The sequence below is a fragment of the Lacticaseibacillus sp. 30 genome, from assembly GCF_053819265.1.
Window position 1 is genome coordinate 117,776 of sequence record NZ_JBSOQX010000006.1, and the last position, 18,885, is coordinate 136,660.

The window sequence follows — 18,885 nt, forward strand, 5'->3', positions numbered from 1 at the left end:
CTGCCTCTTTTTAGGCACTTGCATCGCAACTTCAAGACACACCATCAGGAAGCTTGATCGATATTGCACGAACTAGCCAACCCTAGTTTTTTTGCGTAGAATGGCTTGGACAGTCTTACTTCGAAAGGATCCCGCCATGCCACGCACTGAAGCTCATCTCGCTCGCCATACCAACCAAAAACTAAAAGGTGTTTCTTTCGCCGTTATTGGGGCTATTTTTTGGGGTGCCAGCGGTATTTTCACTCAAACACTATTTACCGATGCGGGAGTAAAGCCGCTGTGGCTGGTTGGCATTCGCTTGTTTTTCGCTGGTCTCCTACTTTTGCTTTGGAGCGGCGTGCAAGAACCGCGGATGTTCCTTGCAATTTGGAAAAACCGCCACGATGCTATACTAATGATCGTGTTCGCCTTTTTGGGCATGGTACCGTCACAACTAACCTACTTTTTAGCGATTAATGCAGGTAATGCTGCAACAGCAACGATTTTGCAGTTCCTTGGGCCGGTTTTCATCTTGCTTTATGTGGCATTTGCAACTCACCAGATGCCGCGGCGAATTGACTTTGTCAGTATCACTTTAGCGCTAATTGGCACCTATTTGCTGGTTACCCGCGGTCATCTGACAGGGTTAAGTCTTGCGCCGGCCGCTGTTTTCTGGGGCATTATGGCAGGTGTCAGTCAGGCGCTATACACGTTGCTTCCGCGCACGTTACTGGCCAAATATGACGCTCGAGCGGTCACCGGTTGGTCCATGCTCTTGGGGAGCTTGCCATTTTTACCGCAATACGTGCTGCATCCCAATCCGCTACTAACTTTACCTGATTTTGGTGCCATTGCCTTCGTGATCGTATTCGGTACGATGTTCGCTTACTTGCTGGTGTTGGGCAGCCTCAACTACATCTCGCCAGTCGCCACGGGCATGTTGAGTGCCTTCGAACCGTTGACTGCCACCACTCTAGCCGTCACCCGCTTGCACATCGCGTTCGGACCGGCCGAGTGGCTAGGCGGCATCTTAATCATTTTGAACACACTCCTTCAAGCATTGCCGTTTAACAAAATTCACCACGTTCAGCAACGATTAACTCGGCAATTTTCACAGAAAACTAAATCATAGCCAATAAAAAATGGTTCCGAAACATAAGTCAGTCTTATGTTTCAGAACCATTTTTGTTGTTTCTCAAGCAACTTACTATTTCGGCGCATTCGTCAACAGCCAAGTAGCCGTGGCCTGATATTGGCCAGCCTTAGCAGTCGCTGTTGGTTCAATGCCTAGGTAGGCCGCTACATTACCGGTTTGAGTGCCTAGCGACCAATCTGTCCCACCAGCCGCCATATTTTTCACCGGTGTCGCGTTGTTATTATCCTTGATAGCTGCAATTTGCGTTGTCTGATCTGTCAGAACCAACCTTGCCTTGCCGCCTAATTTGTTCCCATTATTGCCTAGCACATAGCTATTATCAGTTAATGTAAAAGGCGATAGTTGCATCGTCAAATGCCAGCCTTGCTTGGTTGGCCGCGTATCTTTCACGCTCAACACCTTGCCTGTCGAATTGGTCGGTTCGCGGCCTTGCTGATTCGTCAGCCACTGATCTGCATTCGCCTGATCCCAATTAGTGGTCGTTGGCGTTGGCAGTCCCTTTACCATCTCCATAACGGTCGGATTACGATAACCGGTTTGCCCATTCTTCAATTCGAAGACAAAACTCGGCACTTTCTCCAGCACGAGTTCACCTGTTTCGGGATCAAGAATATAAGCGAGAAAATCTTTGCCCGCAGGTGTCTTCAGATCATAAGTCTGGCCATCCCCTGTGATGGTCCCAATTGGTTTGTCCTGAACCGGTGTCGTTTCCAGCAGGCCATGATGTTTGACTTTGGCCGGCAGTGAAAACTTCACCGTTGCCGTTGCTCCTTTTGGAATCTGGGGCATATTGGTGACAGCAATCTGATTGCCATCCGGTTGAACTTTTCCTTGGGCCTGATAATCCGAATTACCTATCGTGACTTTGATGGGCAACGTATCGCCCGGTTTGGCGGGCGTCCCATCAGCCTTCAGATAGTCAAAATATTTTCCTTTTGGCACGTTCATCGTTGCTGTCCCGCTTTCCGGCCAGGGTGCCTGACTGGTTGCCTTCACGTTCACGGTGTAATCATAGTGCAGTACATCGTCCACTTTTAGATGAGTTGTTGCTTCCACCGTTTCGGCTCCGCGCATCAGAGCAACTGTGCCATTGATGGCCGTTGCTTCCGGCATCGCGCCGATCGCGACCACATGCGGTTCATATTGACTGCTCGTGGTACCGGTAAAGCCTAGATACAGTTTTCGCGGAACAGGATCGCCTGATTTTTGGGCGAAGTATTTTTGAATATCGCTTTTAGACCATTTAATCTTTCGGTCAAACTGATAAGGTGACCCAGTACTTTTTTGCATTGTAACTGTGTAAGTTAAGGTGCCACCGCCAGCATTGTCTTTCTTCCAGTCTAATGTCAACTGATGCCATTTACCGTTAGCCGCCGTTTTTGAAAGTGTATTTTGCAAGCCTAAACCTGTTTGAAACCCTCCAAATGGCGGATCACCATTAAAATACAACCACGACATCCAGTATGGATTTGAAATGCGATACATAGCCGTTTGTGCCGGATACCCGCTACCAAAGTAATAATCGAGGTAGGCACTATATTGATCATAACCACCAGCCGCGTCCCCACCATTTTTTATGGTATCCACAACCATTGCAAAACTGTTAGGCAGCGCTGTGTCGGCAATTTGCTTGGCAGTACTATTAGGAGAAAGACGATCAACTCCCCAAACACCCAGTGAACCAGGATCAACCCGTGTCGGCGCAGCTGGTTTAGCAGCAAGGACAAATGCCATCCCCTCACCGGTAACTGTCTTATTGCCTAAATAAAAGTACATCGTATACGAACTATCCTTATCCAAATCAAACATTGGTGCCTTGCTCCAAATTGCTCCCGACCGATTTGCTTGATCCTTGTTAATCTCAAGCCCGACTGCATGTCCGCTGGTCGGATCCGTCAATAAACTTGAGTCACCCATCGTTGGTGAAAAGAGGCCGTCCACGTCACCAAATGACGGCGGTGCTGGATAGCCGGAAGTCGTCGGCCACGTGACGGCCGCGCCAACACTCGTCACAGGCGCCAGCAGGGTACACAACAGCATGCCGAGACAAGCTAACAGATAGCATCGTTTTTTCATCAGAACGCCTCCTTTCGCAAGTAGTCCGGTTGCAGGTGCCATCGCACTTGAAGTTCAATTGCACCGTATTTTTTCGCTACAGACCTCAGCAAGCAACCATGTCCACCCATCTCACTTCTGGCTCCTCCAAAAGTTAATCCTTACCATGGCCTAACCTTTTGGTGCATTGCTCAGGGTCCAAGTAATAGCGCCTTGATACCTGCCTTTGGCAATAGTGACGTTGGTGTTCGTTGCAACTAACGTCAATGCCGTTCCGGTACCAATTGTGGTCTGGTTATTGCCTTGTCCTTGTCCTGACTTAGTACCCGTCTCAGCATCGGCCTGCCAAACAACAGTTGAACTCACAGAGGTGTTGTCTTTGGCAAAATTCAGCCGCGGCACATTGCTGCCGGCAGGATTAATCGGGTTGATATCGGGATTACTCGTGGCAAGCTGTGACCCAACCAAATCAACATACCCCGCTAAGAAATGCCCTTTGCCATCCGTCATCGCGTCCATTTTTGCTTCAAGCCGCCACCCAGCCCCAGTGCCCCGATAATCAGCAATTTGTAATAGGCCAGTCGCATTGCCGTCATTGGCATTCGTTGCCGTCTTAATCGGTCCAGGATTCACCAGATTGCTTTTCAACGGATGCCGTTGAAAGGACCCACTCACGATTTCATGAACAGAAATGCCGCCAAAATTCAAATCCGGCACCTGCTGAATCATGATATTGCCAGCATCAACCGTCAATTGAGCACTAGACTTTTTGGGGCCTAGATCATCTGCGGCCATAACCGACTGGTACGGCCCGACGAAACCTGCAAGCATCAGGGTGACAAAAGCGATGGCGAAATTAGTCACGATTTTCATCATCGTCCCCCCTGTCTTTTCGTTTAAACCGCAGTTGAAGACGCAAACTGCTCATCATCAGGAGTGCAAAACCGATCAGCGGATACCAGGTTTGTCCTCCTTCGCTGGTCTGTGGCAAACGATCAACCTGTTGGCGTGGCGGTACCGAAGGCTCTTCCTTTGGTTTTGATACTTCTGTTCCTGGTGCATTATGATCCTTGTCGGGTTTTGGCCGATCGTCAATCACGACGACTTCACCGATGGAGGTCGCCGCTCGCACTTGGTGAGCGGCCATGATCCCTTCACCGAGGACGCCGAACACAATGATCAAACTGATCAAAAAGCGCCATATAATTCGTGTCATCGGTCTCCCCCTTTTCCCTACATTTGCCATTCCGAAAACTTCATCTGATCAACCCAGTAGCAGCGCAGCACCCGTAGTCGATTCAAAGCGCGTTTCTTCAAAAAGGGGTCAGCGTGCGATCGCTGCCCCCTTTCTGGTGATATGCGATCCATTAAGACGGTGCGTTGGTCAGCGTCCAAGTGATAGCCGTTTGATACTTGCCACCGTATGCAGCCGTGTTTTGAGATAGTTTCAACACGGTATCTGCCGAAGTAAAGACACCTGTGTTGCGGCCTTGGCCTTGACCACTTGCGGCATTCCATACCTGCACCCCGCTGCCTTCCAAGACCAACTCAGCCTGACTAATAGCAGTTGGATTATTATCAGTCTCGTCGGTTTTCGCAACCCCAGCTAGCAAAAGACTACCAGCCAGTTTTTGTCCAGCCGCATTCTTGAGTTCGCCCGCCTGAGCTTCCAACTTCCAACCGGCACCGGTGCCGCGATAATCAGTGATATTTAACAAACCTTGATTATTCCCATCGCTGGCATTTCCTGCTGGTTCGTTCTTAACCGGTTTGTCAGTAACTGTGTTGCTTGTGAGCGGCAATGTTTGCTGCCCAGTTGCCAGTTGCTCAACACTGACACTCTTGAACTTCAGATCTGGCACCTTGACCAATGACAAAATATCCTTAGACCCATCAGGATTGTCCGGATTGTTAGGATCAGGATTATCTGGATCAACCCCAACTCGAACTTCACCAACAGAGGTTTTCTTGATTGGTTCGTCTGCGGCAAAGACACTTGTGATTGGCAGCATGACCCCTGCAAGTGTCATTGCTATTAAACCAGCAGACATGTAGTTAACTCTTTTCATTATTTTATCCTCCTGTTTTTAAAATATGTTTTAATTACTTATTACAATACTAATAGTATACGAATATTTTTTATATATCAACTATATAGTCCGCATATAACCATAATTCTCTATTAAGTAAACGTATTCAACGTTATTTTTCTCATTTCCGTTTCGTTAGATATGCTATGCGTTCCAACATAACAGATGATCCAAATTAATAATTACTCGTTATTTACACAGTGATAATAAATTTTCAAACGGTGGCTCCATCTCAAAAATGGCCATTTATTAAACTTATAAATCACGATTGCAAGTCCCGCATTATCAGCCTTTAATCAATAATTCGAATTAATAATATGATTTTTTGACCTCATGGGCGTTTTAGGATAGTATGCTACTTTTTTACAGTTTTTCAGGCTTATAAAACTTCTAGTTTGCACTGAAACATTTGATCTAGCCACGAAAGATTGACCATGGCAAGCAATTTTCCTTTCCTTTGCTACTTGGACGATCTTCACACTCGCAACTTTATTCTGGGCAAATCAAAAAGCCGCTTCTCCGAAAAGAAGCGACTTCCTTGTATAGCTCATTAAACGGTCAACTGACACCTGTTAATGGCATTAGCCTAATCTGCTGAATCCGGCGATCAAAACATGAATTGGCATCTCGGAAATCACGGCCAAAACCGCTACCGCCATGGTGATGAGTATGTGCGAAACCATCCGATTCTTCTTCATCTTAAGACCCCTTTGTCTGTGCTCATGACTGACTTGCCTTTAATCTAAGAGATAAGCACATCATATTCTCATGAGTGTTTCATTTCAAGGGATCCTGGAATTTATTTGTCAGCCTAGCTTGCTATTACTGCGGAGCGTTTGCTAACGTCCATGTTGCAGTAGAGCTATACTTGCCTCCATGTACAGAAGGCGTTTTTTCAATTGACATCAATGCTTGTGTGATCGGTGCGGTTGATGAGTCGTCCTTTAGATCCCAGTCGCTATTACCAGCTGGCATACTTTTGACGACAGTATCGTTACCATTGTCTTTGATGCTGGCAACTTTGAGCTGTGCTTGAGGATTGGTGTCTATGAGCACTATTTGGGCCTTGCCGCCATCCGTATTCCCGTTATCACCGAGAACATAACCGCCTTCTGTTCTTGTGAACGGTGATAATTTCATGCTTAAAGTCCACCCCGGTTTGGTTGGCCGTGAGTCTTTGACACTTATGAATCCATCATAGCCTGCTGGCGTCTTCCGCCCCAGTGTATTCAGCCATTGGGTGGGATCTATTCCGGCTGAAGTTGCGGGAAATGGATTTTGTCCGGGGATACCATTGATCACGTCGCCAACTGTTGGATCCTCTAAACCGCTGACTCCAAGTTTTTCAAAGTAAAATCCCGGAACCTTCTCTAAAGTTAGTTCGCCTGGATTCGCGGCAATGACATACTTAACATTATTTGTTTGATCAACGGCATTAATCAGTTTGTAATCCTTGACTGGTGTTCCACCAGTGAGCGTTCCCGCGCCATCCGTCACCGCTTGATCAGATACAAGGTCGTGAGAAGCTACTTGAGCTGGCAAACTAAACTTAACAATTGAATCGGTGTTTTTTGGCAACACCAGTTTATCACTGCTAATAACTGCCGAAAGATTATCACTTTGTACAACTGCATCCACCATTTGAGTCGTTGAACCAATCATAGCCTGAATCTTCAACGTATCACCAGCTTTGGCTGCAGTTCCATCTTCCTTCAGGTATTCAAGATGTTCTCCCTTTGGTAGGACAATCTTTGTGGCAGGCCATGGCCGACCATCGAGATTGTTAATGTCTAATGCATAATCATAAGTGAGCTTATCACCGATATTTAATCGCGTTGTTTCGGTCACGTTGTCATTGCCACGCTTTAAAGTAACTGTGCCCTTTACCGTGTTGAAATCAGCAAGACTCTTGATTCCTAAAACATGTGGCTCCTTATATTTAAGCACCAAACCAGAATTTGTCCCACTAGTGAATCCTAGATAAACTTTATCGGTTCCAAAAATTTGCTTAATTTGATCTTTCGTCCAAGTGATGGACCGGGAAGGGGTCGTCTTGCTCCCACTACCAGATCTATACGTTAACTGATAATTAAGTGTTCCGCCTGTTGGACTGGAAGTCCACGAAACTGTTAAGTTATGCCAAAGATTATTAGAGACATTGTCCTTGATATTATCAGAAAACTTTTGCAAAGGTTCTTGAGTTGTGGGTGTGAACTTCAACTGTGTTTTATACAAGGGAAATCCAATGGCGTACATGCTGGCTTGACCAGGATAACCAGAACCAATATATTGTTGATTTGGGTTTAATCCTGGATAGTCCGCATTTTGATCCATATCATCCTTATGCGTGTCAATTGCGACCACAAAACTGTTTTGTAAGCCTTGTGCCGCAATACTTTCGGGTTTCAAGCCCGTGCCGCCTTGTCCGCCCCACGCTCCAAGAGATGGACCGCTGTTTCCCTTTGCAGATGGTCGTGTTCCTGCTAAGGCAAAGGTCATTCCGTCTGCGCCACTGATCGTGTTGTTACCGAAGAACATGGGCATTTCAAGCTTAAAGCTTTTCGTCAAATCAACGATCGGATTTTTGCTCCACATTGAACCGGCTTGATTGGTGGCATCAGGATTCAATTCAATTCCCACTTCATCAGCGCCGTTCATAATCATACTAGAATCTGTCGAGACTCTGTCAAAAACACCATTAAGACTTGTAAAACTTCCTGTTGCAGGTGGCGGATAAATCCCACTCGGCCAAGTTGCCTCCGCTGCAGCCACTGACTGCAGCGGACCAAGCACCATGCCGAAGATCACCGTGAGGCAAATCATGATAAAGGTTTTCTTTTTCATTTTTTACCTCCCTGCCGTGATCGGCCGCGTAGTAACACGATGCCTAAAATGACAATAATCAGAAGTTCAACCCCAATGACCACGTACCAAAGTTGAACAGCATTGCCGGTTTGCGGCAGATAGCCTGTATGGGTTAGCGGCGTGGCTTGACCATGCTGATCAGTGGTTTGATGATCAACCGGTTCTGGCGTTGGTGTCGGATCAGGGGTTGGCGTTGGGTTAGGATCAGGGTTCGTTGACGGAAGTTCACCAACAAGTTCAACTTGTGCAACAGAAGTGTCTGCCTGAACTTGCTGAGCCTTCGCGCCAACGCCGACCATGAGACTCATTGTCATGAGCAGCATGATCCAAAAACTAGGCTTGTTTCGTCTCATCGGTCTCCCTCCTTTTGCGTCGTTGGCGCCAAATCAGCCATAGTAGGATTAAGATCACAAGCGCCAGTATGATCGCAATGATGATCCATAGCCAAGGGGTTTGTGGGGCACGTCCCAGTTTTTCTTCAATGACATCCGCCTGCTGCTGCGTAATCGTAAAGTTCCGGCGCCAATGCCAAGTTTTGTCAGCACCTTTGACTGTTAAATCAAGCGTATAGGTGCCCGGTGCCAGTGCCTCTTTGGAGAAAATGGCGTAGTCAAAATGCGAGTTTGGGGCAAATGACCACCCTTTTTCCGAACGTGTCAGGTAAGGATCTTTTGAGCCTTGCCGATAAACTTTGCCATCAAGTGTCATCTCACCAAATAAACGAGGTTTGATATTCTGAATGGTGGCTAAGACGCTGGCCTGATTATCCTGAGTGCCCGGTTTGACATCCATCAACTTCAGCTCTGGTGCCACCTTGGTCTCCGAAGTCTGCAAAACAACTCCGACAAGCATGGCGAACTTGTTGTTAATCGCCATGCCACTGCCGCCGCTTTTATGCACCGTGGGATCTTCAACGTATAAACTGCCGAGAATTTGACCGGTGAAACCCTTTTCAGGAATCTTCACATCAAACGTGACTGGCACTTGTGCCTCAGCACCAACATCAATTGTTTTAGGCGCTTCCGTCAGCCCGGAAAAAGTGTACTCAGCGGACTTGTCTGTGTGTTTATTTGGGTAATAGCCTAACGTACCATTACTTTGAGTGAACGCACTGACCGCACTGACCTTCAACTTTTTAGCACTTTTTGTTGTGTTCTTAACATAAATCAACAGCCGCTGGGTCTCGCCGGGTTTTACCAGCAAATTAAAATAGGTCGATTGATCAATTTGATTTTGCGGCAACGCCGGGCTGATAGTAAAGCCAGCGCCTTCAGCTGCCTGAACCTGATGGGCACCGCCGAACCACAACAAGCTCAGAATTGCCAACAGGCTGAAAATGATTTTCTTTTTCATGGTTCCGCCCCCACAGTCATGAAAAGGGCAGCGAATGACCGCTGCCCCTTAGTTTAGGTGCCATAGATTACTTAGGTGCGTCGGCTAAAGTCCAGGTGATGGCCGCTTGGTATTGTCCTGCTGTTGGTGTCAAATTCTGTTTCAGTTTAAGGGTCGTGCCACCCGCATTTTTGATGACAGCAGTGTTTTTCCCCTGTCCCTGACCATCGTCTGTGCCAGTGGCAGCATCAGCTTTCCAGACAGACACTGCAGCGCCGCCAATGACTAATTCTGGAAGAGCGGCGCCTGGGTTAATCGCATTAAGGCTTACATTATCAGTCTTAATATCGGTCCCTTTAAGGATCATTGAACCCGCCAATGCCTTACCACCTGCATTTTTCATATCGCCAAGTTGCGCTGTCAGCTCCCAACCAACGTTCGTACCGCGGTTATCGGTGACGCTTAAATCACCGGTTGCATTACCGTCCTTGGGATCAGCGGCAGTTTTCACGGGACCAACTGGAACGGTATTATCAACAAGCGGTTGGCTAACCTCACCAGCAATTAACTTATCAATCTCAATAGTTCCAAAGTTTAGATCGGGCACTTGATCTAAGGTAATTGGTCCACCCTGAATGTTAACTTCAGCTACAGATGTTTTGTTAATATCAGCAGCGAAAACCTGACCAGTTGGCAACAGGAGCCCAGCAATTGTTAATGCGGAAATTCCGGCTGCAATATAGTTAACTTTTTTCATCACTTTTTGCCTCCATATTGTTATTGAAATTCATTTATCTCTCTCTATACTACTCATAATACAGGATTGAGCGAGAAGAATCAATGAATTAGAGCTGGCGCAGATCCCTTTAATATCGGGTTTTGTCTATGACTCGCCTTCAATCTTCTCCTACTGATAGTATTATGGCATATAAATAGCTCTTTATGCACCACATTAGCACTTGTAATTTACTTAGTTATTTATATAGTGATTGTTAGCGGTTTCACATTTTTGCTTTAATCACTCTGCGCTTTCCATTCAAGTCATATTTAAAATTAAAAAATCATTTTTCTTAAAAACTCGTTAACTGACCCAATAATGATCAATATAATTAACTCGATAGGCTTGCAGGTTTCAGCTAATGTTGATTTATCAAATAAGTTTATTTATTCAATCAGCTTCAACATTGTGAAGAAAACTTCTTGTGCCATTTTTTACGCAAATCGGACAAAAGCTTTTTTTGATTAAATTTCAATTAGTTATTGACAAGAAAACAATCCATGCTAAACTAAAAATCAAATATAAATGCAACGCGAAAGACAAGTACCCGTGTCTGTGAATACAGCGAGCTTCGGTTGGTGTGAGGAAGCATTCATGATATGGCGAATATCCCTTTCAAGCAGGACACCGAACTTCAGTAACGTGTCATGGGGGCACCCATTACAGTGCTAGCATATCGTCATTGGACCGTATGCGATGAAGACCAAGGCGCAGCTGGCTTTGGTGAATTAAGGTGGTACCGCGCAAAGTCGCCCTTAGAAAAATCTAAGAGCGACTTTTTTTGTGTGAGCGCGAGCCAGCCCGATTAGAAACCGGAGTGTAAGCGGCCTTGGGCGTGATGGCCGCACTTTGGCCATTGCGACCAAGGTCCTTACACGCAGGTTTCTGGGCTGGCGAGCGCGTTATAGCGGAGCGCGAGCAGAAGCGCTTCCCCAAGCTTGAATTTTCGCCTAGCAAACATGTAACTCAAACCATTGAAGGATGTGATGCAATTGGAATCTGACATTAGCCACATTAGCTGCCAAATTAATGAATCAATGATACATCTAAAAACACTGGAGGAACTCAAATGGAATTATCTGAAAAGAAGCTCAAAACCCGCGATTATGTCGTCATTGCATCACTTTTGTTCGGTCTCTTCTTCGGCGCTGGCAATTTAATTTTTCCACTGCACCTCGGTCAACTCGCTGGTGCCAACTGGTTTCCAGCAATGCTTGGCTTCTTAGTCACAGCGGTTGCATTGCCGCTGCTCGGTGTGTTGGCGATTGCCGCTACGCATGCAGAAGGTGTGTATGATATTGGTCGTCCACTTGGCCGCTTTTTCGCTCTTGCTTTCATGGTTTTAATTCACGCTACCATTGGCCCGATGTTCGGTACACCGCGGACCGCAACCGTGTCCTTTACAACCGGCGTCTTGCCGATGCTGCCAAAAGCGTGGGCGCAGGTTGGTCTGCTGGTCTTCTCGGCCTTATTCTTTGCCGCCGCCTTTTTCCTATCCTACAAGGAACGCAAAATCACAACGGCTGTTGGCAAAATTCTCAATCCAGTTTTCCTTGTCTTGCTATTCTTCGTCTTCTTTATTGGTTTCTCCCATCCAATGGGAAATCCAGCAACCCAAACTGTCACAGCAGCTTATAAAAATGCCAGCTTCATGAATGGTTTCCTTCAAGGGTACAACACGATGGATGCTTTGGCTGCCTTAGCCTTTGGCGTTACCGTGGTCACAGCTGTTCGCGGTCTCGGCTTAAAAAATGATGACGATGTGGCCAAGTCGACCGCCAAAGCAGGCGTGATGGCAACTAGCTGGATTGGTCTGATCTATGTTGCCTTAATCCTGCTCGGCAGCATGTCATTGGCTCACTTCAAACTTAGCCCTGAAGGTGGGACTGCTTTTAACCAAGTTGTAACCTATTACTTCGGCGCTGCTGGTCATGCGGTTCTGGCAACATTGTTGACGTTGACCTGCCTCACCACTGCAGTTGGCTTGGTTGCTGCATTTGCGCAAGATTTCCACCGTCATTTTCCAAAGGTCAGTTATCGTGTCTGGTTGGCACTGACCAGTTTTCTATCCTTCTTAACGGCGAACTTTGGTTTGGAGCAAATCATCGCTTGGTCTGTCCCGATGCTGATGTTCCTCTATCCTTTCTCAATGGTATTGATTCTCCTTTCCGTTTTCGGCAAAGCATTCCATCATGATCCACTGGTGTATCGGTTCGTCGTCGGCTTCACTGCAGTCCCAGCCGTTCTCGACATGTTCGCTGCCTTTCCAGCCTTTGTCAGTCAAAGTGCGCTTGGTCTGGCATTGCACAGTTTCCAATTACATTTCCTGCCGTTTGCTGGCATGGGCCTTGGCTGGTTAGTTCCGGCTGGTATTGGTCTGGCTGTCGGCCTCGTGGCACACGCGGTCAAAGTTCGAAAAGCCGTTGCTGTCGCCAAATTAGGTGCCGAAGAAAATTAAAAGCGACCAAAACAACAGCCGATCAACCCAAAAGCCGGAAATGCCTGACAATCGCGCATACCGCTTGATCAGCTGTTATTTCTGAAAAGTCTATGCCTCTTCGTGTTTGTAACGAATACTGAAGAGATAGGCTTTTTTTACGGTCATCAAGTTTTGGGGCCATTCAAAAAACGTGTCAGTGCCATCAAAAAACGGGCTCCCCTCTGACTAAGAAGAACCCGTTGACAAATTTAGTCGCCTTTCATTCACCATCACGGAACTGTTTAAGTAAGTTAATCTGGGAAAACAAGATGTGTCAACAACACTTGATCGATCAAGTTGATCATCTTGCCAAAAACCTGATTGAACGGCGACAGGCTATCTAGTTGAAGGGACTTCCCAAAAACAGGCGAAGAAAACGTCTTGCTGAGTTCCCTTTTCGTTGCGATAAATGTCGATTGCACAACGTCAAAATTTGGTTGCGGCATTCCCAAAACCAAATCATCAATCAGATTTGTTGGGCATTGCTGTCGCATCTGAACAGTCTCAATCAACGCCTGCCAAATAATCTCAAAAGCATTCTGCGGCTGCTTATGGGTTGAACCGATAAAAGAAGTCACACTCTCCGGGACCACAGATATTGTGTGGCCAGATTTCACATTATCATGTGTTGCCGCTTGCGCTGCAGCAACAATTGCCTGTTCATCCCGCTCTTTACTCGTCGGTGCTTTAGACGAGCTTGCTTCTGTCGCATTAACTTCTTGTGCCGTTTTAATCATTGGTTCAGAAACTGACGGGTGTGCATCACGATCATCTTGCTGCGCGGTTGCTGACGATGTAACATTCCCGTTTGTGACAGGTGCTTGACTGCCCACAGTTTCCGCACCTGTGTCCGATGTTGCTGCCCCATTTTGCTGACTCGATGAAACCGATGAACTATCCGCACTGCTGGTATTGCCCGCCTTTTGATCATCATCGCTTGAAACCGTGACAATTGGTACTTCAACCTTGTTGTCAGCAAGCGGTGGTACGATCGCTGATTGTGATGCCCCATGATCCGGCGCAGAACCAGTGTCGCATTTCGATGTCGCTGATTGAATCACAATCGGCACTGTTGCTGCGGAAGCTGATGCCTGATTAGCAATCACCGCTGATACACCCAAGCCAAGCATGGCAGCTAACCCGTATACCCATGCTTTTTTCATATTGCCCTCCTTGAAGCCTTAAAGCGTTTCAATTATTCACTCCGCGTTAAATATACCGCACTTATTTTGGAAAGTCACTGGACTTTAGGCGGAGAGCGTAAGCAGGCGCGGTTAGAAACCTTCTACACTCACTATTGACAACAATCGTTTTTTAGCCTAATGTGATGTCAATATCACACAGGCGAAAAGATGAGTAACCAGTCGAAGGTCCGCAGCGAGTTGTCATTTGGTGAAAGACAATGATCAGGCACTGGCAAAGATGGTCTTTTGAAGCATTCAGTTGCGAACACATCTTGCAAGCAACTGACGGGCACTCCCGTTACTGAGTCAGGGTATAACGCAAACTTGCGAAGTACTTAGAGAGAATCGATTTCGATCGGTTAATCAAGGTGGTAACGCGGAAAATCCGTCCTTGTCTATTGTCACAATAGACTTGGGCGGATTTTTTTGTAGAGCGATCACGGCACGTTTATGCGCAGGTTTCTACGCCTGTGATCGCATTTCTGAGCACAATCAGGGACGCGCGCAACCCACTTCAATCAACCTATCACGCCTGTGTGAGTCGATTCAAGGAGGAAAAAGTATGTGGAAAATTGTTGCCGATGCCGTTCCACAAATGGCGGCTGCGGGAATCAAATACACGATCCCAATCGCGCTAGTTTCATTCGCGATTGGCCTCATCATTGCATTGATCACGGCACTGACGCGCATCTCGGTACGAAAAGGCTTTTGGATCACCTTTGCAAAAGGCTTCGCCTCATTTTATGTTTGGCTTTTCCGCTCAACCCCGTTGCTGGTGCAGTTGTTCATTGTCTTCTTTGGGCTACCAAGTCTGATCATTCCGGGCATTTTTCCTCACGGTATCAAACTCGATCCTGTGATTGCGGGCATCATCACGTTTTCGTTGAACACGGGGGCTTATTGTGCTGAAACAATTCGAGCGGCGCTGCTGTCGATTGATCACGGTCAATGGGAGGCTGCCTACTCAGTCGGCTTGCCGCGGCGCTTGGTTCTGCGTGAAATTATCATTCCGCAAGCACTACGCACGGCCGTCCCGCCACTATCAAACAGTTTTATCAGTCTCGTCAAGGACACCTCACTGGCGGCTTCGATCACTATCGTCGAAATGTTTCAGGTGAGTCAGCAGATCGCTGCTGAGAACTATCAGCCATTATTGATGTATTCACTGGTCGCTTTGCTTTATGCCGTTGTCTGCACCGTCTTAACTTGGGGACAGCGCTATCTTGAAAAAGTCACGTCACGCTATACCAGCAATGTGCAGACAACGCAGCTGTAACTAAAAACACCATTATGGAAGGAAGATTCTAATGTTAAAGAAAAAGTTGTGGGTCTTATTACCAATTGTTGCCCTTTCCGCGTTCGTTTTGACAGCTTGCTCTAGCAGTAAAGCTGACAGCAGTAAAACAAGCACGGTCACGAGCGAACTTATCAATAAAAATGAGTTGACCATCGGCCTCGAAGGCACTTATGCGCCCTTCTCTTATCGCAAAGATGGCAAGCTGCAAGGCTTCGAAGTCGATCTTGGCAAGGCTCTAGCCAAGAAAGTCGGCGTCAAAGCCAAGTTTGTTCCTACCCAATGGGATTCCCTGATCGCTGGCCTTGGAAGTCAAAAGTTCGACCTCGTGCTCAATAACATCAGTGAAACACCCCAGCGTAAGAAAGTTTACAACTTCACCACACCGTACATGTACTCCCGATATGCTTTGATCACTCGCAGCGATGAAACCTCGATTAAGGGTTTGAACGACATCAAAGGCAAGACTTTTGTTGAAGGCACTGGCACCCCAAATGCTGTCCTAGCTAAAAAATACGGTGCCAACATTACACCTTCTGGCGACTTCACTGTTTCGCTAAATCTGGTTAAGGAAAATCGCGCAGATGGCACCATCAACGCCACCGCCGCCTGGTATGCCTACGCTAAGAGCAATTCCACAACCGGTTTAAAGAGCCAGACACTTAAAGATAGCGATGTGAAGCCTGACGAAGTGGCTGGAATGATCAGTAAGAAATCGCCTAACTTGCAGAAAGCCTTATCCAAGGGCATTCAGGAGCTTAGAAGCGATGGCACTTTAAAGAAATTGTCTGAGAAATACTTTGGCGCTGATTTAACCACTAAATAATCGCTTTGCGTTGCCCATTAACTATTGGCTAAAAGTCGCGACTATATGTAGGCCGTGACGCGACATAAGTTGTCAACCAATCATATGAGGAGGTCGGGCATATGACCCAATTCAATACCAAACTAGTTCATGGTCCACAATTGCAAACGGATAAAGCTGGTGCGATCGTACCGCCAGTTTATCAAAGCGCCATGTACCGCTTTGCGCCTGATGGTGGCACTAGCGATTGGGACTATGCCCGCAGCAGCAATCCAACCCGCGACTATCTTGAACGTCAAATCGCTACTCTCGAGAATGGCGATGCAGGGTTTGCCTTTTCCAGCGGGGTTGCAGCGATTGCGACGGTTCTCGCGATTTTCCCGGATGGCAGCCACTTTATTATCGGTGATTCACTATACAGTGGAACAGATCGGTTGCTCAATCAGTATTTTGCTCAACATGGCCTGACCTTCACACCGGTTGACCCGCGCGATCTAACGGCAGTTGGAGCAGCCATTCGGCCTGAGACCAAAGCGATTTTCTTCGAGACGTTCTCCAATCCACTGCTCAAAGTCAGCAGCGTCAAGGCTATTAGCGCTCTTGCCAAAGCCCACGACCTGCTCACAATCGTCGATAACACGTTCCTCACCCCTTATTATCAACGGCCACTTGATCTCGGTGCCGACATCGTCCTGCATAGCGCCACGAAATACATCGGCGGCCACGGCGACCTCATCGCTGGCTTAGTGGTCTCAGCCAGTCTGGAAATCAGTGAAAAGATTGGCTTCTTGCAAAATACCATCGGCGCGATTCTTGCACCGCTCGACTGTAGTCTTGTCTGTCGCGGCATCGCCACGCTCGCTGTCCGGCTGGATCGGGAAACCAGCAATGCCCAGGCGGTTGCTGAATTTCTTGAACAACATCCCGACGTGGCGCATGTTTATTACCCCGGTCTCAAAAGTGACCCCGGCTATGCCTTAGCCCAACAAGAAACCACCGGTGCCAGCGGTCTCCTATCCATCAAACTAGCCGACAACATTGACCCCATCAAGTTCGTCAACAGCACCAAGGTCTTCGACTTCGCCGACTCCCTCGGCACCGTCTCCAGTTTAGTCAAATTACCATGGTTCAAACTGCCCGAAGAAAAACGGTCCACCTCAGGCCTGACACCGCAACATGTCCGAATTGCGATTGGGTTGGAAGATCAGCAGGATTTGATTGATGATCTGGCGCAGGCATTGACGGCTGCGAAGAAATAATGAGACACCAAAAAATCGTTGCAGTGAGCATGCTTGCAACGATTTTTTGTGTCGGGACGTTTTTTTTACAGAGAAGCTCTTCTAGTTAGCCTTTAAGATTGAATGGCCAGCCTATTTGTACAGATTTGATCGGCAAGTTTTTGTTTGCCATCACGTCCCCTTGCTCCAGCGACTGCAAAGCTTGCAGTGCGAGCGCCAACCGCGCTGTATAACCATGCCAATGATGATCATCGCGGCCAGCGTTTAACTGCTCATTAAATGGTAAAAAGCCGACACGCGCCGCTAAGATTGGCAACCCCGCCGCCTTACAAATCACCGGCCATTCTGTATCTGTCAACCGTTCATGCGAATTCGCCACAATATATCTAGCGGCATTTTGGCTAAAGGCACAACATCCCGCCGTGATATCCAGATTAGGTAAGGAAAAAAATACGGCCGCGGCTTTATTCGTAATAGCTTCAGTTTCTCGCCATGTTGCAGGATAACTCGCCATGACTTCAGCATTTCGGCCAATAATGCAATACCCGCTAGTCAACTGCAGCTGAGCGACAAATATTTTCAACGTCTGCCGCGCAGTCAGCATTGCCGTCAACACCTTATCAAAATCGCAGTAAAACAAATTTGCCTGATAGTCGACATCCTGCAAACAAAAATCAAGAACCTTGCGCCTAGCATCGGCCGCGCCATGCGGTGTGATGACTTGGCAGTGAAAGTCTGTCTCTTCAGTTAATAGCTGGGTGATTTCAGGCGAAGTCACAGTACTAATCGTGACATACACAGCCGAAAATATTTTGGTGGTTGCGGCAGTGATTTGTTTGAGTTGTGGTAAGGAGATGTTTGGGTGATGGATCGTTGCGAGCAACACTGTTTTCATGTGACAAACTCCTTGCGAGCGCTTATCAATCAATCTGCCAGAAAGAATGCCTCCACCGGGCATAACTGATAGCTATGTATCAACATTTGAGGTATCCTTGTCCCCTTTTTGTCCCCTTTGACTGACAAATCTAGAAGCATCCAGAAGCAAGTTATTAAATCGTGTTTCAACGGCCTTGCTGTGGCTGATAATTTAGCGCACAAAAGCAATCAAAACGCAAACCCCATCCATATAGGATGGGGCGGAGTTGGCAAGGAATTGCTTTTATCTGGAAGACCCGCCGAGGGGGGCAGGTTCCTAACAGTATACAGTCCGTATGCGCGATTATTCTTGGGGTGGGTAGCAGCTTAGCTTGCCAACTCCTAAGGAGCTTTTTACTCCTAGCTATTGGAGTTTTGCTCCTTCACCGTCAGTATCGCATGGCTATGCTGGGTATGCAAACAATTTGCTCATAGTAAGTTACCTAATCCGGCATATGTAAACCTTTTGCCTTTTTGAGTCGATTCTGTCAACTCTGTGCACAAAAATAAGCCTCCCTGAGCAAGGGAGGCAGAACGACAAGGTATTACAGGCTGACTAAAATATTTAGTTGCTTACGTATCTTATTTTACAGCATTATGCCCGTGCTTCAAAGCAACAAAAATAAGCCCTCCACCCGCGTTAGCGAGCAGAGGACTTTTTTGTTACCTGATGTACAGGCTCTCGCCCGGATAGATCAGGCTGTAGATTGACTTG

Annotated in this window: 15 protein-coding genes and 1 other annotated feature; of the genes, 5 read left to right on the plus strand and 10 right to left on the minus strand. The window is 47.1% G+C overall.

Annotation, left to right across the window (positions count from 1 at the left end):
- The first annotated feature begins 136 nt into the window (after nucleotides 1–136).
- Complete coding sequence (locus tag ACWPAB_RS05945) at nucleotides 137–1,111, plus strand: DMT family transporter (RefSeq protein WP_003563571.1); 975 nt, start codon at nucleotides 137–139, stop codon at nucleotides 1,109–1,111.
- A 75-nt stretch (nucleotides 1,112–1,186) separates the two neighbouring features.
- On the opposite strand, the gene ACWPAB_RS05950 is transcribed toward ACWPAB_RS05945, so the two are convergent.
- The 8 genes from ACWPAB_RS05950 to ACWPAB_RS05985 all read right to left on the minus strand — a co-directional run bounded on the left by ACWPAB_RS05950 (nucleotide 1,187) and on the right by ACWPAB_RS05985 (nucleotide 10,234).
- Nucleotides 1,187–3,211, minus strand: a complete 2,025-nt coding sequence (locus ACWPAB_RS05950) for a WxL domain-containing protein (protein WP_016381087.1) — start codon at nucleotides 3,209–3,211, stop codon at nucleotides 1,187–1,189.
- A gap of 150 nt (nucleotides 3,212–3,361) precedes the next feature.
- Nucleotides 3,362–4,063, minus strand: coding sequence for a WxL domain-containing protein (locus ACWPAB_RS05955; RefSeq protein WP_003587289.1), 702 nt, complete (start codon nucleotides 4,061–4,063; stop codon nucleotides 3,362–3,364).
- The gene (locus ACWPAB_RS05960; RefSeq protein WP_003587288.1) at nucleotides 4,047–4,406 is read right to left on the minus strand and encodes an LPXTG cell wall anchor domain-containing protein; all 360 of its coding nucleotides are present in this window, start codon (nucleotides 4,404–4,406) and stop codon (nucleotides 4,047–4,049) included. The genes ACWPAB_RS05955 and ACWPAB_RS05960 overlap by 17 nt, the downstream gene beginning before the upstream one ends.
- 151 nt (nucleotides 4,407–4,557) lie before the next feature.
- Complete coding sequence (locus ACWPAB_RS05965) at nucleotides 4,558–5,259, minus strand: WxL domain-containing protein (protein WP_003563543.1); 702 nt, start codon at nucleotides 5,257–5,259, stop codon at nucleotides 4,558–4,560.
- Nucleotides 5,260–6,102: 843 nt separating this feature from the next.
- The gene (locus tag ACWPAB_RS05970) at nucleotides 6,103–8,124 is read right to left on the minus strand and encodes a lectin-like domain-containing protein (RefSeq protein WP_003590081.1); all 2,022 of its coding nucleotides are present in this window, start codon (nucleotides 8,122–8,124) and stop codon (nucleotides 6,103–6,105) included.
- Nucleotides 8,121–8,498 (minus strand): LPXTG cell wall anchor domain-containing protein, encoded by a 378-nt coding sequence (locus tag ACWPAB_RS05975; protein WP_003573820.1) that lies wholly within the window; start codon nucleotides 8,496–8,498, stop codon nucleotides 8,121–8,123. Before ACWPAB_RS05975 ends, ACWPAB_RS05970 begins: the two co-directional genes overlap by 4 nt.
- On the minus strand, nucleotides 8,479–9,498 hold the full coding sequence (locus ACWPAB_RS05980) for a DUF916 and DUF3324 domain-containing protein (RefSeq protein WP_003587248.1): 1,020 nt from the start codon (nucleotides 9,496–9,498) through the stop codon (nucleotides 8,479–8,481). Before ACWPAB_RS05980 ends, ACWPAB_RS05975 begins: the two co-directional genes overlap by 20 nt.
- 67 nt (nucleotides 9,499–9,565) lie before the next feature.
- Nucleotides 9,566–10,234, minus strand: coding sequence for a WxL domain-containing protein (locus ACWPAB_RS05985; protein ID WP_003587246.1), 669 nt, complete (start codon nucleotides 10,232–10,234; stop codon nucleotides 9,566–9,568).
- Nucleotides 10,235–11,324: 1,090 nt separating this feature from the next.
- On the opposite strand from ACWPAB_RS05985, the gene brnQ reads away from it, so the two are divergent.
- Nucleotides 11,325–12,713, plus strand: a complete 1,389-nt coding sequence (gene brnQ / locus ACWPAB_RS05990; RefSeq protein WP_003587244.1) for a branched-chain amino acid transport system II carrier protein — start codon at nucleotides 11,325–11,327, stop codon at nucleotides 12,711–12,713.
- 272 nt (nucleotides 12,714–12,985) lie between these two features.
- On the opposite strand, the gene ACWPAB_RS05995 is transcribed toward brnQ, so the two are convergent.
- Nucleotides 12,986–13,897, minus strand: a complete 912-nt coding sequence (locus ACWPAB_RS05995) for a hypothetical protein (RefSeq protein WP_003587243.1) — start codon at nucleotides 13,895–13,897, stop codon at nucleotides 12,986–12,988.
- Nucleotides 13,898–14,072: 175 nt separating this feature from the next.
- Nucleotides 14,073–14,314: a binding site (T-box leader), on the plus strand.
- A gap of 166 nt (nucleotides 14,315–14,480) precedes the next feature.
- Between ACWPAB_RS05995 and ACWPAB_RS06000 the strand changes: the two genes are divergently transcribed.
- From ACWPAB_RS06000 to ACWPAB_RS06010, 3 genes are all read left to right on the plus strand, one after another.
- Nucleotides 14,481–15,194 (plus strand): amino acid ABC transporter permease, encoded by a 714-nt coding sequence (locus ACWPAB_RS06000; RefSeq protein WP_003573812.1) that lies wholly within the window; start codon nucleotides 14,481–14,483, stop codon nucleotides 15,192–15,194.
- 31 nt (nucleotides 15,195–15,225) lie between these two features.
- A complete protein-coding gene (locus ACWPAB_RS06005; RefSeq protein WP_003587242.1) occupies nucleotides 15,226–16,038 on the plus strand; it encodes a transporter substrate-binding domain-containing protein in 813 nt (270 codons plus the stop codon).
- Nucleotides 16,039–16,139: 101 nt separating this feature from the next.
- On the plus strand, nucleotides 16,140–17,276 hold the full coding sequence (locus ACWPAB_RS06010) for a trans-sulfuration enzyme family protein (protein ID WP_003590076.1): 1,137 nt from the start codon (nucleotides 16,140–16,142) through the stop codon (nucleotides 17,274–17,276).
- An 85-nt stretch (nucleotides 17,277–17,361) separates the two neighbouring features.
- On the opposite strand, the gene ACWPAB_RS06015 is transcribed toward ACWPAB_RS06010, so the two are convergent.
- Entirely contained in the window at nucleotides 17,362–18,150 is a 789-nt protein-coding gene (locus ACWPAB_RS06015) for a hypothetical protein (protein ID WP_003587240.1), read from the minus strand.
- Nucleotides 18,151–18,885: the final 735 nt, after the last annotated feature.

Excerpts from the sequence above, each read along its gene's own strand:
- ACWPAB_RS05945 (WP_003563571.1), top strand. The coding sequence starts at position 137 with ATGCCACGCACTGAAGCTCATCTCGCTCGCCATACCAACCAAAAACTA.
- ACWPAB_RS05950 (WP_016381087.1), bottom strand. The coding sequence starts at position 3,211 with ATGAAAAAACGATGCTATCTGTTAGCTTGTCTCGGCATGCTGTTGTGT.
- ACWPAB_RS05955 (WP_003587289.1), bottom strand. The coding sequence starts at position 4,063 with ATGAAAATCGTGACTAATTTCGCCATCGCTTTTGTCACCCTGATGCTT.
- ACWPAB_RS05960 (WP_003587288.1), bottom strand. The coding sequence starts at position 4,406 with ATGACACGAATTATATGGCGCTTTTTGATCAGTTTGATCATTGTGTTC.
- ACWPAB_RS05965 (WP_003563543.1), bottom strand. The coding sequence starts at position 5,259 with ATGAAAAGAGTTAACTACATGTCTGCTGGTTTAATAGCAATGACACTT.
- ACWPAB_RS05970 (WP_003590081.1), bottom strand. The coding sequence starts at position 8,124 with ATGAAAAAGAAAACCTTTATCATGATTTGCCTCACGGTGATCTTCGGC.
- ACWPAB_RS05975 (WP_003573820.1), bottom strand. The coding sequence starts at position 8,498 with ATGAGACGAAACAAGCCTAGTTTTTGGATCATGCTGCTCATGACAATG.
- ACWPAB_RS05980 (WP_003587248.1), bottom strand. The coding sequence starts at position 9,498 with ATGAAAAAGAAAATCATTTTCAGCCTGTTGGCAATTCTGAGCTTGTTG.
- ACWPAB_RS05985 (WP_003587246.1), bottom strand. The coding sequence starts at position 10,234 with ATGAAAAAAGTTAACTATATTGCAGCCGGAATTTCCGCATTAACAATT.
- brnQ (WP_003587244.1), top strand. The coding sequence starts at position 11,325 with ATGGAATTATCTGAAAAGAAGCTCAAAACCCGCGATTATGTCGTCATT.
- ACWPAB_RS05995 (WP_003587243.1), bottom strand. The coding sequence starts at position 13,897 with ATGAAAAAAGCATGGGTATACGGGTTAGCTGCCATGCTTGGCTTGGGT.
- ACWPAB_RS06000 (WP_003573812.1), top strand. The coding sequence starts at position 14,481 with ATGTGGAAAATTGTTGCCGATGCCGTTCCACAAATGGCGGCTGCGGGA.
- ACWPAB_RS06005 (WP_003587242.1), top strand. The coding sequence starts at position 15,226 with ATGTTAAAGAAAAAGTTGTGGGTCTTATTACCAATTGTTGCCCTTTCC.
- ACWPAB_RS06010 (WP_003590076.1), top strand. The coding sequence starts at position 16,140 with ATGACCCAATTCAATACCAAACTAGTTCATGGTCCACAATTGCAAACG.
- ACWPAB_RS06015 (WP_003587240.1), bottom strand. The coding sequence starts at position 18,150 with ATGAAAACAGTGTTGCTCGCAACGATCCATCACCCAAACATCTCCTTA.